We start from the raw sequence: 15,742 nt of genomic DNA, 5'->3' as shown, positions 1-15,742 counted from the left end.
TACTGGAGTACATGAGCATTCCGAGCCTCGTTTCAACGCAGTATGGGCGAGTGCGGATACATTTCGTACAGAGCCTAACAAGTGAGCGCTGTATTGCCGTAAGGTTCATCCAGAGGGCAACCCCGGCATTGCGTTACCAACCCAGCTGCTTGTTGAAACCAAGGGCGTCGTAGTAGTCGTGCTGGGTGAGGATCTTGCCGTCCCTGAGCCGTATGAAACTGACGCCCTTGAAGCTCAAGGGGCGTCCCGTGGCCGGGGTTTCAGTGCTCCATGGCCCGGTATTGTTGCCCTTGAACTCCCATTCGAAGGCAATCCCTTCGCCTTTGAGAATCGGGTCGCCAAGCATTTTCCATTGCAGGTCGGGCACCGCCCGCATGAACACCTCGACCACCTGGCTCTTGGCATTTTCACGCCCCACCTGAGGCACGCCCACCGAGGCGTCGAGGAACTCGACATCCGGGGCGAAGAACTGGGCCGCCGCTTGGGCGTCGTGGGCATTCCAGGCCTTCATGTAGCCGTGGATGATATCCAGCGTCTGTTCCTGGCCAGCCGCCAGGACACCATGGCTGGCGAGGATCAGGAGCAGGCCAAGCAGCATTGATTGGATTCGAGAGGTCATAGCGTCCAGCCTTTTCCAAGAGGTGTCGCCTGCCGTCGGAAACGACAGGCGTTCGAGTGCGTCTAGCGTTGCTTCCAGGCATCTGAAGCGGGGGCCGTGCCCTTCTCGTAGGGACGGAACAGCGCCATGTAGACGAGGCCGGCAAGAATCACGATGGCGCCCACCAGCACGATGCCGTAGTTCACGTACCAGGGCGCATCGGGTGTGCGTGGCCACGACATGTTGACGATGGCGAACACGCCGTAGCAGAGCGCGGCAATGTTCACGATCCAGCCCCAACGTCCGAGGGTGAATTGGCCCTGGGGTTTCCAGCCACGCAGGCGGGCATACAGCACACCGCTGACAATCATCTGGAAGGCCAGGTAGATGCCGATGGCGGCAAAACTCACCACCATCGCGACGGCGTTCTGCAAGTAGAAGCCAACGCACACGATGATCGCCGGCAGCACACCGCAGACCAGCAACGCCGCTGTCGGCACGTGGGTCTTGGGCGAGAGTTTTTTCAGCGTCGCGCTGCCCATGAGCATTTCATCCCGGGCGTAGGCGTAGAGCAGACGACTGGCCGAGGCCTGCAGGCTCAGCACGCAGGAAACGAACGAGACGGTGATCACGCCCATCACCACCCGGGACATCACCGGGCCGAACGCCGCGCCGAAAATCGTCGACATCGGGTCCTTGTCCTGTCCGGAAATCACTGCGGCGATATCAGGCACCGCGAGGATCAAGGCGAGCGCAGCGAAGATCGAAGCGGCGCCGCCGATCCAGATGGTCATGCGCATCGCCTTGGGCACCTGGCGGCTGGGGTTCGGTGTTTCTTCGGCAACGTCGCCACAGGCTTCGAAACCGTAGTAGAGGAACATCCCCGCCAAGGAAGCCGCGAGGAACGCCGGCCAGTAGGCCCCGTCGATGGAAATATCAAACGTATCGAACAGCACGCTCAAGGGCTGGTGACGCTCGAAAATCAACAGGTAGCCGCCGATCACCAGGGCACCGACCAACTCACAGAGAAAGCCGAACATTGCCACCCGTGCCAGCAGCTTGGTGCCGCTGAGGTTCAAGACCGTCGCGGCGGCGGTCAGCACCAGGGCCACCAGGGTGTTGGTGACCGGCGAAGGTTCGAAACCCAGCAGGCTGGCGATATAGGGACCGGCCCCCAGCGCCACCGCCGCAATGGTGACGCACAGCGAAATGGCGTAGATCCATCCGACCATCCACGCCCACTTCTTGCCCACCAGGCGCCGGGCCCACGGGTAGACGCCACCGGAAATCGGATACTGGGACACGACTTCGCAAAAAATCAGGCACACCAGCATCTGGCCGAACCCCACCAACAGGTAGGACCAGAACATCGGCGGCCCGCCGGCCGCCAGGCACAAACCAAACAAGGTGTAGACGCCGACCACCGGCGACAGATAAGTGAAGCCGAGGGCAAAGTTCTGCCACAGGCTCATGCTGCGTTCAAAATTCGAGGTGTATCCCAGCGCACGGAGTTGCTCCGCATCCTGGTCCACCGCCACCGAGGCATTCATCGAGCTGTTCATTTCACCATCCTTCAGCAGGAAAATTGTTGTTGTAAGCGTCGAACAGGCCGCATCCCAGCGCTTAGAGCTGTATCCAGGTGGCCTTGATCTCGGTGTATTTGTCGAAGGCATGCAAGGACTTGTCGCGGCCGTTGCCGGACTGCTTGTAGCCACCGAACGGCGCCATCATGTCGCCGCCGTCGTACAGGTTGACCCAGACACTTCCGGCCCTGAGCGCACGGGCGACGTTGTGGGCACGGGACAGGTCAGCCGTCCAGACCGCAGCCGCCAGCCCATAGGGCGTGTCATTGGCGATACGCACCGCCTCCTCGGCATCGTCGAATTCGATCACCGAGAGAACAGGCCCGAAGATCTCCTCCCGAGCGATCTTCATCCCATTGCTGACATTGTCGAACAGCGTCGGCTCGACGTAGCTGCCACCGCTCTCCTCCAACGCCACGCGCCCGCCCAGCAATAACCGCGCGCCCTCCTCCTGCCCGCCCTGGATACGTTGCAACACCCCTTCCAGGTGACGGCTGTCCACCAGCGCGCCGACATTGGTATCGGGATCGAGTGGATGGCCCGGCTTCCACGCCTTCAGCGCCTCGATGACCATCGGCACGAACCGTGCCTTGATGGACGCCTGGACCAGCAAACGTGAACCGGCGGTGCAGACTTCGCCCTGATTGAAGGCGATGGCGGCGGCCGCCGCTTCGGCAGCGACCTGCAGGTCGGGCGCGTCGGCGAACACGATGTTCGGGCTTTTACCGCCGGCCTCGAGCCAGACCCGCTTCATGTTCGATTCGCCGGCGTACACCAAGAGCTGCTTGGCCACTTGGGTCGAACCGGTGAACGCCAGGGTGTCGACGTCACGGTGCAGGGCCAGCGCCTTGCCGACGGTGCCGCCGTAACCCGGAAGAACATTGAGCACACCCGCCGGCAAACCCGCCTCGAGGGCCAACTGGGCGATACGGATGGCGGTCAGCGGCGAACGCTCCGAGGGCTTCAGGATGACCGAGTTGCCGGTCGCCAGCGCCGGTCCCAGTTTCCACGACGCCATCATCAGCGGGAAATTCCACGGCACGATGACCGCCACCACGCCAACCGGTTCGCGGGTCACGAGGCCGAGTTGGTCAGGCGCCGTGGCGGCGACCTCATCGTAGATCTTGTCGATGGCCTCGCCACACCAGCGAATACTGTCGATGGAACCGGGCAGGTCCACCGCCAGCGCATCGCTGATCGGCTTGCCCATGTCCAGGGTTTCCAGCAACGCCAATTCCTCGGAATGGGCCTCCAACAGATCGGCAAAACGCAGCATGACCGCCTTGCGCTTCGCCGGTGCCAGGCGCGACCAGACGCCCGAATCGAAGGCCGACCGGGCATTGGCGACCGCCAGGTCGGCATCTGCCCCATCGCAACTGGCAACCGCGCCCAACAAACGCCCATCGATTGGGCTTATGCAATCGAAGGTCGCCCCTGAACAGGCCGGCACATAGCGTCCGTCGACAAAGGCACGTCCTTCGATGTCCAGCGCGTTGGCTCGGGTTTCCCACTCTGCTCGGCTCATGTGACTCATGGTGAAGGGTGCTCCTGGGTTCGATGATGCGATCTGGGCTCGCTTAAACATATGGAACCATATCTTTTAGACCCTGAGAACCCCCGCCGATACGAATAAAGGTACGATTCTTTGACTTGCAGTGCCCAGGATCCCTAGAATCCCCAGGCGTCCGAGAGACGAAAGCGGATTAAAAACTGAAATAGAATTTTTAAGCACACGCGGAACCGTTCGCGCTTGACGCCACATCGGACGCTTGCCACAGGTGTCAATGACCCCGTTTATGAATGAATCGACCATGAGCCCCACATCGAGCCTCATACGCGTCAACCAGGAAGGGAAAACGGAATCCGTCACCCGTCGCCTGATTGAAATGATCGACCTCGGGCTGCTCGTCGAGGGCGAACAGCTGCCCAGCGAAAACAGCCTGTCCACCCAGCTCGGCGTTGCTACGGTCACGCTGCGCGATGCCCTGGCGGCGCTGCGCGAGCGCGGGGTGATCGAAACCCGGCGCGGTCGCAACGGCGGGAGTTTCATCTGCGCCGCGCCCGTGACTTCGGAGGAGGCGCTGTTCGACCAGTTGCGGGAAATCAGCACTTTGCAGTTGCGCGACCTGGCCGATGAACACTGTGCAATTTCAGGTGCTGCCGCTCGGTTGGCGGCCCAGCGTGCCGGCCCGGAGCAGCATGCGCGGCTGGACGGCTTCATCGAGGCCTTGGCAAACGCCAAGGAGCGTCGAGAGCGGCGACGCGCCGATGCCCGGTTTCATATCGAGATTGCGGTGGCGGCGCAGTCCGTGCGCCTGACCCACAGCGAGGCGCGCTTGCAAGCCGAACTGGGCGAACTGCTGTGGCTGCCGTTCGCCGGCCAGCCGGATCCCCAAGCCATTGAACGCGAACACCGGGCCATCCTCGAAGCCATCATTGCCAACGACAGCAACCTGGCCGGCGCCCTTGCCGAAGCCCATGTGGCCCGCGGCATCCGCCGCTTGAGCAGCGTGCGGTTGCAACAGATGGCGCAGGACGCCGGATGACTGGAACAGAACTTGCTGAACGAATGACTCGCCCTGCAGCTCGACGTCCAGCCCGCGTCGCCTGCCTCCCGCAGCATACCCTCCGAGTCATGAGGTAGAGCCATGGCCAATGAAATGTCGGCACACGAACTGACCCAATGCGCAGCGCTGATCAACGCTTCGATTAGTAACGTCTTCAAAGGCCTCGAGGCACTGGGTGCCCAGGTATCGAGCATTTGGGAACAGCAACGGTGCAAGGCGAAGCAACCCGACCAAGGCGATCTCAAGCCGCTGCTGGCGGTCGTCCGGCGGATCCTCGACTCCGAAAGCCTCAAGTTCCACGGCGCCGGCGTGGTCTTTGCGCCGGGGGAACTGAAGGATTGCGAGATGCACCTGCAATGGTGGTGTCGCACCCAGCAGGAAGCGATACAGCCGCTGAAGCTGAACCTCAACAGCCGCAGCGATCGCTTCTACGACTACCTGCACATGCCGTGGTACACCCGTCCCCAGCAAACTCGCCGGCCGTCCATCGAAGGGCCTTTTGTCGATTTGTATGGCACCGAGCAGTACATCGTGGCGTTTTCGCTGCCGATCTTCTTCGATGATCGCTTCATCGGCGTCGCCGCCGCCGATATCTCCCTGCATTCCCTGGAGCCCTTGCTGGTGCGCAGCCTCATGCGGATCAGCAATGAAGCGCTGCTGCTCAACGCCGAGGGCCGGGTGCTTGCCGCCAACACGTCGAGCTGGCTGGCCGGCGATCTGATCCGCGACACCTTGAACCAGGACATGGAACACAGCCGGGTGTTGAGCCTGATCGATACGTCGTCCTATTGGAGCGTGGTGGAACGGCCCGCCCCACGAATTTGACCACGGCCCTCAAGCAGCCCTTCGCCCAGCCGATAACCTCAGTGACGAAGGCCCTCAGGCCTCGCCAGGCTTTGCTGGTTGCATAGGGTGATGATCAATGGCTTTGCAGCTTAACCGCGTACTGATGTTCGGCGTCCTGATGCTCCTGGTTGCAGGTGGATCGGCGTTGGCCATCGCGGCAGAGCCGCCGCTGCGCATCGTCACCGAGGAATTGCCGCCCTACAACATGACGCAGGACGGGCGCGTGACCGGCATGAGCACCGAGGTGGTCGAGGCCGTGCTCAAGGAAGTCGGCATGACGGCATCGATCCAGCCTATGCCCTGGGCGCGGGCCTACGAACTGGCGCTCAATGAAAGCAACGTCCTGATTTATTCGATCGTGCGCACGCCTGAGCGCGAATCGCTGTTCCAGTGGATCGGCGCCATCGCTCCGACCAAGTGGTACATCTACTCGCTGGCCGACCGGCCGGTGAAACTCAACTCCCTGGCCGACGCCCACGGGCACCAGATCGCGACCGTCAATCAGGACGTGGGCGAGCAATTCCTGGTCTCGAAGGGCTTTCGCATCGGCGAGGAACTGCAATCCAGCACCAAGTACGAACACAACTACCGCAAGCTCAAGGTCGATCACGTAGAGCTGTGGATTTCCAACGAACTCAACGCGCTGTACCTGACCCGCCAGAATGGCGAAGACCCGGACAAAGTCCTGATCCAGTCGCTGCCCCTGCCCGAACTCAGCAGCGCCGACGGCCTGAACATGGCGTTCAGCCGCAAGACGCCGCCGCAGACCGTGGAAAAATTCCGCGCCGGCCTGGAGGCCATTCGTCGCAACGGCGTCTACGATGCCATCGCGCGCAAGTGGTTGTGAAATGGACGGTAGATCCCGCCCGTCTCCGTCCGTGCAACCACAGGCCAAGGCACTCAGCTCGCTCGGGCGGAGGCTGGTGCTCGCGACCTTGTTGTTCTGCCTGCTGTTCACCCTGGCAATGGTGACATGGCGGACCTGGCTGGCGTGGGAGAACAACCTGGCGGAGATGAACTCCGAGCTGGGACTGATCGACCAGGTGTTCCGGGACACCTTGGCCCATGCGATCTGGGAAATGGATCGCGAATCCCTGGACAAGCAACTCACCAGTGTCGCGAGCGCCGCGCCCGTCGGACGCGTGGTGCTGAACATCCTGCGGCCCGGTCGATCACCGGAGATCATCGAGCTCAATCGCTACGCTTCCGGTGCTGCATCGGGTGCGGCGCCGGTACTGCATCGCGAGCTTGTCGCCGAACCCTACCTGGGCGCCTATGAAAAAGTCGGCGAGCTGACCATCGAAGGCGACAACCGACTCCTGTGGGAGCGTCTTTGGGGAGAAGCACGCAGCATAGTCATTACCCAGATCATCCAATCCATGCTGCTGGCCGGGTTGGTAATGACGATGTTCAATCGCCTGGTGACCATTCATGTGGTGCACATCGCCAGGCATCTGGGCGCGCTCGCGCCGCAGACGCTCCAGCGTCACCTCAAGCTGCAGCGCTCGGTCAATCGCCAGGATGAACTGAGCCTGCTGGAATCCCAGGTCAACGAACTGCAGGACAACCTCCGCGCACACCTGGAGCGCCAGCGCACGGACGAACTGGCGATTGCCGCCAGCCGCGACCAATTGGTGGAGCTGGTCGAGGCGCGTACCGCAGAGCTCAAGGCCGCCAACGACGCCCTTGAAACCTTGTCGCGCCACGATGCCTTGACGGGTTTGGCCAACCGTCGTCATTTCGACGAGTTGAAGGAAGTTGAATTCAACCGCGCCATCCGCCATCGGACGCCCCTGGCCCTGCTCATGTGCGACGTGGATTTCTTCAAGATCTACAACGACACCTACGGCCACGTGAACGGCGACCAATGCCTGCAACAGATCGCCGACACCCTGCGTGAGGTGTATGGGCGCTCCGGCGAATTGACCGCGCGGATCGGTGGCGAGGAGTTCGTCGTGGTGCTGCCCAACGTGGACACGCAGCAGGCCTGCGATGCGGCCCAACGGCTGCGCGCCGCACTGGCGGAACGCCAATTGCCCCACAGCGGCTCATCGGTCTCCCCTTTCGTCACCTTGAGCATCGGCGTCGCCCAACTGGACCCCGAAGCCATGGACCATTTCGATCAACTGATGCAACGCGCCGACCAGGCGCTGTACCGGGCCAAGCACCAGGGGCGCAACCGCGTTTCCCTCTGAACACAACGCCAGCCACGAGGTTTGTATGCGCCACCACCTGATGCTCTACGCGTTCGTATTGCTGGCCCTGGTCACCGTCAAAAGCCAGGCCGATACCATCGAAGTCGTCACCGAAGACTCGCTGTACGCCTACCTGCTCGACGACAAACTGGTCGGCCCCGGCATTCACATTACCTCCGACACCTTGAAAAACGCCGACCTCGGCGACTACCACATGGCTTTGTATCCCTGGGCACGGGCCTACGAAATGGCCCTGCGCGAGCCCAACGTGCTGATTTTCCCCCTCGACCGCACGCCGGCCCGGGAGCAACTGTTCAAATGGGTCGGTGAAATCCATCGTTCCACCAGCCGGCTCTACAAACTGCGAGACGCCGAACCCATCAGGATCGGTAATCTCGAAGAGGCCAAGCAGTACAGCATCGGCGTGGTGCGCAACGACGCCAAGCAGATCTACCTGCAGGATCGCGGCTTCAAGAGATTGGTCGTGTCGGCGGACAACCACGATAACTTTCAGAAGCTGCTCAATCATCAGGTGCAACTGGTGCCGATGCCCGAGAACACCGCACGCCTGATGAGCCAGGATGCCCAGATGGATTTCAACCTGCTGGAGGAAGTCTACGCATTGGATGAACAACCCCACCGGGTCTACCTGGCGTTCAGCCTGAACACGCCGGACGAAACCGTCGCCAAGGCCCAACGCGCGTTCGAGCAACTCAAGGCTTCGGGCGAGGTGGAGCGCATCATGAAGGAAAAACGCTGACGGGCGACAGCGGTCAGCGGCGTTGAACTCTGCTATCGAAAACCCGTCCAGACCTTCACATGCCAGTGGGAGTGAGCCTGCTAGCGAAGACGTCGGCCCATTCGACATCGACGGGGGCTGACACACCGATTTCGCGAGCAGGCTCGCTCCCACAGGCCGGGTTTTGCTACCTGCGGTGGAGACTTTCGATGAGCGCGCTGAACACGATGCCGAATGCCATACAGACGCTGATGCTGGAGCGCAACGACTGGGTGCCCAACAACCCGCGCCTGCCCGTGATCATTTATCGGGATGCGATAGCCAGCCAGGCAGGCGACCTGGCCACCCGCATCGAAGAGGTCTTTCGCGCCAACGGCTGGCCGCCGCAATGGCGCTACGGGATCTACGACTTCCATCACTACCACACCCAGGGCCACGAAGCCCTGGGCGTCGCCAGCGGCCAGGCGCGCCTGATGCTCGGCGGGCCCGATGGGCAGGTCGTCGAGGTCAAGGCTGGCGATGTATTGCTGCTGCCTGTCGGCACCGGCCATTGCAACCTGGGCGCCAGCGACGACTTCCTGGTGGTCGGGGCGTACCCACCCGGCCAGGAGGCCGACATCCGCCGCGAAGCGCCGAGCGAGGCGCAGCTCGCGGCCATCGACACGCTGCCGTTTCCTGATCGGGATCCGGTGCTAGGCAGCGAGGGTGGCGTTACCCGGTACTGGTCGGATCCCCACTGAGATTTCACCCCATCGCGCTCATCGTCCGTCCTAGATCATCGGCGAACTGCTCACCACCCGCAGCGCCAGCCCTTCGAACGCATCCAGGGTAATGGTGAACTCGCCCTCGTCCGTGAGATCCCCTTCGACCCGCTCATTGATAATGTCCACCACCGGTCCCGGTGCGATACCTGGCAGGTGCAGGGTTTCAGTGATCGGCGTCGAGCCGAAGTTCAGCGCGGTGATCTGCGTGCCTTTGCCGGCCGGCAGCTCGTGGACCATGATCAGCAACCCCGGATGCTCGACGTCCGGAATCAGTATCTGCCGGCTCGCCGCGATGTCGTAGGCCCGGCGTGCGGCCAGGATCCTGCGCAGTTGCGAGGCGAACGAATCCGGATCCTTCAATTGACTTGGCAGGCTGCCGTACAACGTCCTGGCCCGGGGCATCTGCCCAGCCGACAACGGCGCCTCCGGATTGAGGTCCACCAAGTCATAGGCACCGCGATGAATCCAGCGCGTGTCGCCGTCGCGCATCAGGTGTTCGACCTGCTCCGCCGGCAACGGCAACGCTCCCACCAGATCCCAGCCCGACAAGGCGAACACGCCCGGCTGCATGGCGTTGAACATCACCAGCAACAGATGGACCTGGCGAATCTGCTGGATATCGGCGGTGGTGATCGCATCGAGATCGCGAATGCCCAACGCGGCGGTGATGATACTGGCCGTGGTGCAGGACACGCCGTTGGTCACAAACCTCAGGTTGTAAGGTGCGTGTTCCCCTGACAGGCGCTCGTACATCTGCTCGCGAATGTGCTCGCGCAAGATGCTGCCGGGGAACGTCTGGCCTTGGTACAGGTACGTGTCGTGGGCGTGCAGCGTCCAGAAATGCACCAGCTCCAGGGTCAATTCGTCGTGGTTCTGCAACGCGTGGATCAGCGACCCTGGATCGATGCCGAAGGCGTGCATCTGGCGCAGCATCAACCGCAGGAATTCGGTGTCGCCCATCAGCAACGCGTGTTGGTAGGCCGGGCGCGTGATGAAGTCATAGGACAGGTCCGCCCCGCCGTGGGACATGGCGGCGATGTCATCGAGGGTCAGGTTCAGTTCCTGGAAACTGAAACCGCCGGCCTTGCGAATCGCACCGCCGAGCAACTGGTTGCCGGTGATCGACAACGGATGGCTCTCGGACCAGGCGGTACCGTCGAGCTTGCGTTCCACGCCAAGGAAACCGTTGGCGTCCAGGCGCAGGATCTTCGCGCCCATGCAATCGATGGCGTGCAGCGCATCGCCGATGATCATCTGTTGCGCGGCAAAGCTTGGGTCGAGCCAGTTCAACGACGGCTGGCCTTCCTTGAAATAATGCAGGTAGACCCAACGCCGCGGCTTGCCATCGACGCCTATGACGACAGGAGTCGCACTCCAGTCGGTTTCCTTGACGCCGGGCTCGAAGAAAATCACCCGCTGCAACTGGCCGACAATGTAGTGTTTGTCGCGCAGGGCATCCACCTGTTGCGCGGTGAGGTTCTGCGCATCACGCCCCTCCTCGACCTCCGGGAGCAGCGGCCAGTCTTCCTCGCGGATCTCCACCATATGGTAGAGCCCCGGATAATCTTCATAGGCCATTTCCGCCAGGCGAAAGTCCGCGCCCTTGCCGGTATGGGACGGGATGACATCGTCGATGACCACCGCGTTGTGGGCGGCGGCCATGCGCGTCAATGCCTGTAGCTGGGCCTCTGTGCCCAATTCCGGGTCGATGTCGAAGCTGATGCGGTCGAAGTTGCCGTCGATGGTCGGCGTGTATTCGGCGCCGCGCAGGCCGCCCGATTGCTTCAGCGGGCCGTTGTGGATGCCCTGGATACCGATTTTCGACAGCGCATGCCACAAGGTTTCATCCCCCAGCGCTTCCAGCACCGTGCCCTCTTCCCGGGTGACGATGGAAGCCGGGTACGCGGTGAACCACACGGAGGATAGCGCCGAGGCGTCGCGGGGCCGGGTGTGCGCGAAGGGCTGTTGCCATAGACGTCCCTGCCCCGAATAGAGCTTGGCCCGCTGCCTCGCAGCCTTGAGCATCGATTGTTCGACCAGCCAGTCAATATGGTTTTTCTCAGCCATCGTCATGAAAACAATCACCTGTCGAGATAAAAAAACGCAGCAGTCCTGGTTTCCAAAGCTGCGGCTCGTTAGTCATCAGAGGCCTCGACCCGGCATTCGTTGCATTGAGGCAGGGGGCGGTTGTCATTCGCCGGACGGTCTGTTCGGCGTGAACTCTGAAAGGCCTCCCCTGGACAAATGTGGGAGCGAGCCTGCTCGCGAAGAGGTCCTTTCTGACCACACCTCATGCCTGACCCACCGCATTCGCGAGCAGGCTCGCTCCCACAGGGTATGTCCAAGGAGAGTGCACGATGAAAACGTGGTTGATTACAGGTACATCCACCGGCCTCGGTCGTCTTCTCTGCGAGCAGTTGCTCGAACGCGGCGACCGTGTCATCGCCACGCTGCGCAAGCAAGGTGCGCTGGACGACTTGCTGGCGCTGCACGGCGATCGCTTGCAGATACTGACACTCGACGTCACCGACACAGCGGCGATCATTGCGGTTGTCTCACAAGCGTTCGAAGCAGCCGGACGGATTGACGTGATCGTGAGCAATGCCGGCTACGGGCTGTTCGGCGCCGCCGAAGAAGCCAGCCCCGAGCAGATCGAACGCCAACTCGCGACGAACCTCACCGGCTCCATCCACCTCATCCGCGCGGTACTGCCGCATCTGCGCGCCCAAGGGGGTGGCCGTATCGTCCAGGTGTCCTCGGAGGGCGGCCAGATCGCTTATCCGGGCTTCAGTCTTTATCACGCGACCAAATGGGGGATCGAAGGGTTCGTCGAGTCCGTGGCCAAGGAGGTTGCGCCGTTCGCGATCGATTTCGTCATCATCGAGCCTGGCCCCACCGCCACCCATTTCGCCGAAGGGCTGGATCGCACCACGCCCATGGCCTGTTATGAAGCCACCCCGGCTGGAGAGGTCCGCCGGGCATTGGCCACGGGTGCCTTCGCCGTCAAGGGCGACGCAGGCAAAACCGTCGAGGCCTTGATCAACGCGGCAGACATGACCCATCCGCCGCTGCGCCTGACCTTGGGCAGCACAGCCTATTCCTCCATCAGCGAAGCACTCGCCGAGCGAATCCGGTCGCTGGAGAAATACAGGCACGTGACGTTCTCCGCAGACATCGACGCGAAGGCCTGAACGTCTCAATCGTCATTGAACGGCGCATCAGGGTCTCTTTCACCGGGCGGACCGGGTCTTCGCAGGGTCGTGCAATTGGCGCCATAGCCCTGCCCGTCCAGTCGGGCCCCGACGAAGGCGAAGGCATCTTCCAGCGAACCATGCAGTACCCCGTCGTGCCCCAGGCCCTCATACGTGCGCCAAGTGACTGCGTTGCCGGCGGCGCACAACGCCGCTGCGACCGCGTACTGCCGCTCCGGGGTAATCGTCCGATCAGCCTGGCCGGTGGCGATGAACAGCGGGAAGGCGATGGATGCCTGCGGCATGTCGGTGGTCGGGATACGAAGGGCGCTCAGCGTCTCTGGGGTGACGGTCAACAGCTCGGCAAACGAACTGATCTGCAATGCCTTGGACTTGATCGCGATGTCACGGGTACAGCCCTGCCGGGCGGCCTCCAGCAATTGGAGACCCTTGGCGGTCAGGATGTCTTCTACTCGCGGTCCGTCGTCGCGTAATCCGCCGGACGCCAGCGCCAGGAACACGGTGTTGGACTGGCGCGGTGGCAGCGAAATGGGGCCTTGGGGAAAGGTGCTGTTCGGCGCCGTCAGCAGCGCGCCCAGGATAGGCAGCTCCGGCGCGTAGCTCGCGGCAAGGATGGCCGCGCCCAGCGCCGCTCCGCCGCCCTGGGATTGACCGGCGAGGAACGTGCGATTGGCAATCAGCCCTGGCCGGATGGCGCGGGCTGCGCGAATCGAGTCGAGGACGGAGCGTCCCTCGGCTTGCCAGAACGTATAAGGATGCGGTCCCGGCCCGCCCAGGCCTTGGTAGTCGGTCACGACCACAGCAAAGCCATGCGCCAGCCAGCGATTGATATACGCTGCGTCACGCTCGCGCAGCCCCGTCCAGGAAGGCGCGCACGCGTCGGCGATCCCCAGCGTGCCGTGGGCCCAGGCCAGCAGCGGCCAGCCTTCGGCGGGGGGCTTGCCCGTCGGCAGGTACAACGCGCCACTGACCGCAACGAGACCGGAATGCCAGCGCTCGTCGGTGGAGCTGTAGAGCAGACGCAACGCCTGCGCGGCAGCAGGCATCTGTGCCTGCACTGGCATGCCCTCGCTTCTCAGCAGTACGCCGGGCAACGCGGGCATTGCCTCAGGCCCGCGATAGAAGGCCGACAGCTCGGTATCCCCTGGGGCAGGCCCGACCGGCAGCGTGCCGGCGGCCATGGCAACGGACGCTCCTAGGCAGGCACAGGCAAAGGCCACGATTCGGAAAAGCTTCATGGGAGGTTCGCCTCCCTGGAAAGCGCCGCACGCAAGGCGCTGCCCTGCTCGGCAATGACGCTGCGGGCGACGGGCGCCCTTTCATTGAAACGGACAAAACCGTGAGTCATGTTCGGCAAGACTCGCAGGGTCGTCGCCACCCCCGCGTCTCTCAACCGCTGCGCCAGTTCGCGATTTTCATCCAACAACGGGTCCAGCTCGCCGACCACCAACCGTGCCGGCGGCAGCCCTGTCAAATCAGCAATGATTGGCTGAACCCGCCAGTCGTCCTCGTCATTGGCCAGGTAGCTTGCCCAGTAGGCGCTCATGGTCTCGACCGACAGGTTCTGTCCTCCGTACCCACCCAGCCTCTGCCACGAAACGGAGCTCATGTCCCGCGAGAAGCTGCCATAGAACAATAACAACTGCCGCAGCGCATCAATCCCCGAATCGCGCAACGCTATCGCAGCCCCCAAGGCCAGGTTGGCGCCTGCCGAATCGCCGCCCATGGCGTAGCCGCGCACCGGGCAATCGGTGATTGTCCCCAGCTTGATGACACGGCTGACGATTGCCACCACCTCGTTGAACGCCACGGGAAAGCGATACTCCGGCGACAACGCGTAGTCGATGGAGAGCACCGCCAGGCCACTGTCGCGAACCAACTGTCGCAGCGGTGCATCCCAACCGGCCAGTGAGCCATGGCGAAATCCGCCGCCGTGGCAGTAGAACATCAGGCAAGACGTCTCATCGCCCTCCGGCCAATAGAGCTTGCACGGCACCGTCCGACCGTCGACGGAAAACCCCAACGTGCGCTCGTAGCTCAGAGCGACGCTGGGTTGCGCCGCCCAGGCATTGATCCGTTCCAACTGCGCCCGGACGCTTTGCACATCGCCATGAACCACAGGCAGCAGGCCGGCCTCGCGCAACGACGCCGCCACTGCCAGCAAGTCAGGATGAACCGGCGGGCGTGAGTCCGCTGACAGGTTTTCGCCAGGACTCATGGCTGTTCACCCTGTGCGACGGTTCGACGCCCGTCCGCGATAACGCAATGGCCGGGTGGGCTGCGCCCTTCCAGCACAGCCACAGCACATTGGGCGGCAATCAGATTGGTACGGTTGAGCCCCTCGACCGTCGAGGCCCCGACATGGGGCGTCACGACCACGTTCGGCAGTTGGATGAGTTGTTCAGTAACGGGCGACAGCGCGGGATTGGACTCGCTTTCAAAGACGTCGAGCCCCGCCCCTGCCAGTCGCTTTTCCGTCAGGGCCTTGAGCAGTTCCGCATCGCGCACCAACCCGCCCCTCGCGGTGTTAATCAACACCGCAGATGGCTTCATCCAGTTCAGCGCCCGCTCATCGATCATCCCCTGGGTCTCGGGATTGAGCGGCGCATGGAGCGTGACGAAGTCGCTTTCCCTCAGCAGCGTCTCCAGGTCCACAACGCTACCTTCGGCTTGGGCGCTGTCGGGGCGGGAGGTGTGGATCAGCGGTTTCACCTCAAACCCGGACAAGCGCTGCAGCACGCCCCGGCCGATCCGGCCCAAGCCGACGATGCCAACCGTCTTGCGGTACAAATCACCGCCCAGGGGGATCGACCAATCATTGGCGGACAAGCCCTTCTGGCATTGCTTGAGCTGGCGACACACCGCGAGCATCAACGCAACGGTGTGGTCGGCAACGCTGGCGTCGTTACCGCCGATCGCGATGGTCGCCACTTTCCCCGCCGCCTCCACCGCTGCCGTGTCGACCCGTTCATAACCCACGCCACGCCGGGCGATGACTTGCAGGCGCGGTAACCTGCTCAACAGACTTGCGGTGATATTCGCGTGGCCGACAATCCAAGCGTCGGCGTCGGCGAGGAGCCCGATCAGTTGGGATTCGCTCAAGTCGCCATCGGCTTGTCCCGGCGGCAGGTCCGCGACCACGACATTACAACCATGGTGGTCCAGGAAATCAGCAGCCGTTGAGTCGAAGAATCGCTGTGTAACCACTACGTTATGACGAGATTTAAGCATCACCGGT

General features: G+C 62.7%; 14 protein-coding genes. 7 read left to right on the top strand and 7 right to left on the bottom strand.

Annotation, left to right across the window (positions count from 1 at the left end; translation table 11 throughout):
* Window positions 1-133: 133 nt before the first annotated feature.
* The 3 genes from JMN22_RS03925 to JMN22_RS03915 form a co-directional block, all read right to left on the bottom strand.
* Entirely contained in the window at window positions 134-598 is a 465-nt protein-coding gene (locus JMN22_RS03925; RefSeq protein WP_030141633.1) for an ester cyclase, read from the bottom strand.
* Between the two features lie 83 nt (window positions 599-681).
* Window positions 682-2,160 (bottom strand): APC family permease, encoded by a 1,479-nt coding sequence (locus JMN22_RS03920; RefSeq protein ID WP_030141634.1) that lies wholly within the window; start codon window positions 2,158-2,160, stop codon window positions 682-684.
* Window positions 2,161-2,221: 61 nt separating this feature from the next.
* Window positions 2,222-3,715, bottom strand: a complete 1,494-nt coding sequence (locus tag JMN22_RS03915; protein WP_198795872.1) for an aldehyde dehydrogenase — start codon at window positions 3,713-3,715, stop codon at window positions 2,222-2,224.
* Window positions 3,716-3,992: 277 nt separating this feature from the next.
* Here JMN22_RS03915 and JMN22_RS03910 point away from each other — a divergent pair, with 277 nt between their 5' ends.
* The 6 genes from JMN22_RS03910 (at window position 3,993) to JMN22_RS03885 (ending at window position 9,268) form a co-directional block, all read left to right on the top strand.
* Entirely contained in the window at window positions 3,993-4,727 is a 735-nt protein-coding gene (locus tag JMN22_RS03910) for a FadR/GntR family transcriptional regulator (protein ID WP_198795871.1), read from the top strand.
* 102 nt (window positions 4,728-4,829) lie between these two features.
* On the top strand, window positions 4,830-5,573 hold the full coding sequence (locus JMN22_RS03905; RefSeq protein ID WP_030141637.1) for a PDC sensor domain-containing protein: 744 nt from the start codon (window positions 4,830-4,832) through the stop codon (window positions 5,571-5,573).
* Window positions 5,574-5,670: 97 nt separating this feature from the next.
* The gene (locus JMN22_RS03900) at window positions 5,671-6,441 is read left to right on the top strand and encodes a substrate-binding periplasmic protein (RefSeq protein ID WP_030141638.1); all 771 of its coding nucleotides are present in this window, start codon (window positions 5,671-5,673) and stop codon (window positions 6,439-6,441) included.
* A 1-nt stretch (window position 6,442) separates the two neighbouring features.
* Window positions 6,443-7,789, top strand: coding sequence for a diguanylate cyclase (locus JMN22_RS03895; RefSeq protein ID WP_198795870.1), 1,347 nt, complete (start codon window positions 6,443-6,445; stop codon window positions 7,787-7,789).
* Between the two features lie 25 nt (window positions 7,790-7,814).
* Window positions 7,815-8,549, top strand: coding sequence for a substrate-binding periplasmic protein (locus JMN22_RS03890; RefSeq protein ID WP_198795869.1), 735 nt, complete (start codon window positions 7,815-7,817; stop codon window positions 8,547-8,549).
* A gap of 188 nt (window positions 8,550-8,737) precedes the next feature.
* Window positions 8,738-9,268, top strand: coding sequence for a cupin (locus JMN22_RS03885; protein ID WP_198795868.1), 531 nt, complete (start codon window positions 8,738-8,740; stop codon window positions 9,266-9,268).
* 30 nt (window positions 9,269-9,298) lie between these two features.
* Here JMN22_RS03885 and treS read toward each other — a convergent pair whose 3' ends face one another.
* Complete coding sequence (gene treS / locus JMN22_RS03880; protein ID WP_198795867.1) at window positions 9,299-11,365, bottom strand: maltose alpha-D-glucosyltransferase; 2,067 nt, start codon at window positions 11,363-11,365, stop codon at window positions 9,299-9,301.
* A 284-nt stretch (window positions 11,366-11,649) separates the two neighbouring features.
* On the opposite strand from treS, the gene JMN22_RS03875 reads away from it, so the two are divergent.
* A complete protein-coding gene (locus JMN22_RS03875; protein WP_030141643.1) occupies window positions 11,650-12,483 on the top strand; it encodes an SDR family oxidoreductase in 834 nt (277 codons plus the stop codon).
* Between the two features lie 5 nt (window positions 12,484-12,488).
* On the opposite strand, the gene JMN22_RS03870 is transcribed toward JMN22_RS03875, so the two are convergent.
* Genes JMN22_RS03870 through JMN22_RS03860 form a run of 3 tightly spaced genes read right to left on the bottom strand, consistent with a single transcriptional unit; the run spans window position 12,489 to window position 15,735 of the window.
* Window positions 12,489-13,742 carry a lipase family protein gene (locus JMN22_RS03870; RefSeq protein ID WP_198795866.1) on the bottom strand — a complete coding sequence of 418 codons (1,254 nt, stop codon included), beginning with the start codon at window positions 13,740-13,742 and terminating at the stop codon, window positions 12,489-12,491.
* The gene (locus tag JMN22_RS03865) at window positions 13,739-14,722 is read right to left on the bottom strand and encodes an alpha/beta hydrolase fold domain-containing protein (protein ID WP_198795865.1); all 984 of its coding nucleotides are present in this window, start codon (window positions 14,720-14,722) and stop codon (window positions 13,739-13,741) included. The genes JMN22_RS03870 and JMN22_RS03865 overlap by 4 nt, the downstream gene beginning before the upstream one ends.
* The gene (locus JMN22_RS03860; RefSeq protein WP_198795864.1) at window positions 14,719-15,735 is read right to left on the bottom strand and encodes a phosphoglycerate dehydrogenase; all 1,017 of its coding nucleotides are present in this window, start codon (window positions 15,733-15,735) and stop codon (window positions 14,719-14,721) included. Before JMN22_RS03860 ends, JMN22_RS03865 begins: the two co-directional genes overlap by 4 nt.
* Between the last annotated feature and the right edge of the window lie 7 nt (window positions 15,736-15,742).

Origin of the sequence: Pseudomonas sp. HB05 (genome assembly GCF_016756915.1) — a bacterium.
Taxonomy (GTDB): Bacteria; Pseudomonadota; Gammaproteobacteria; order Pseudomonadales; family Pseudomonadaceae; genus Aquipseudomonas; species Aquipseudomonas alvandae.
Note: the sequence above shows the minus strand (reverse complement) of the source record. Positions and strands in the feature narration are given on the sequence as shown.

Coding starts and splice junctions, on each gene's coding strand:
- JMN22_RS03925 (WP_030141633.1), bottom strand. CDS start 598: ATGCTGCTTGGCCTGCTCCTGATCCTCGCCAGCCATGGTGTCCTGGCG.
- JMN22_RS03920 (WP_030141634.1), bottom strand. CDS start 2,160: ATGAACAGCTCGATGAATGCCTCGGTGGCGGTGGACCAGGATGCGGAG.
- JMN22_RS03915 (WP_198795872.1), bottom strand. CDS start 3,715: ATGAGTCACATGAGCCGAGCAGAGTGGGAAACCCGAGCCAACGCGCTG.
- JMN22_RS03910 (WP_198795871.1), top strand. CDS start 3,993: ATGAGCCCCACATCGAGCCTCATACGCGTCAACCAGGAAGGGAAAACG.
- JMN22_RS03905 (WP_030141637.1), top strand. CDS start 4,830: ATGGCCAATGAAATGTCGGCACACGAACTGACCCAATGCGCAGCGCTG.
- JMN22_RS03900 (WP_030141638.1), top strand. CDS start 5,671: ATGGCTTTGCAGCTTAACCGCGTACTGATGTTCGGCGTCCTGATGCTC.
- JMN22_RS03895 (WP_198795870.1), top strand. CDS start 6,443: ATGGACGGTAGATCCCGCCCGTCTCCGTCCGTGCAACCACAGGCCAAG.
- JMN22_RS03890 (WP_198795869.1), top strand. CDS start 7,815: ATGCGCCACCACCTGATGCTCTACGCGTTCGTATTGCTGGCCCTGGTC.
- JMN22_RS03885 (WP_198795868.1), top strand. CDS start 8,738: ATGAGCGCGCTGAACACGATGCCGAATGCCATACAGACGCTGATGCTG.
- treS (WP_198795867.1), bottom strand. CDS start 11,365: ATGACGATGGCTGAGAAAAACCATATTGACTGGCTGGTCGAACAATCG.
- JMN22_RS03875 (WP_030141643.1), top strand. CDS start 11,650: ATGAAAACGTGGTTGATTACAGGTACATCCACCGGCCTCGGTCGTCTT.
- JMN22_RS03870 (WP_198795866.1), bottom strand. CDS start 13,742: ATGAAGCTTTTCCGAATCGTGGCCTTTGCCTGTGCCTGCCTAGGAGCG.
- JMN22_RS03865 (WP_198795865.1), bottom strand. CDS start 14,722: ATGAGTCCTGGCGAAAACCTGTCAGCGGACTCACGCCCGCCGGTTCAT.
- JMN22_RS03860 (WP_198795864.1), bottom strand. CDS start 15,735: ATGCTTAAATCTCGTCATAACGTAGTGGTTACACAGCGATTCTTCGAC.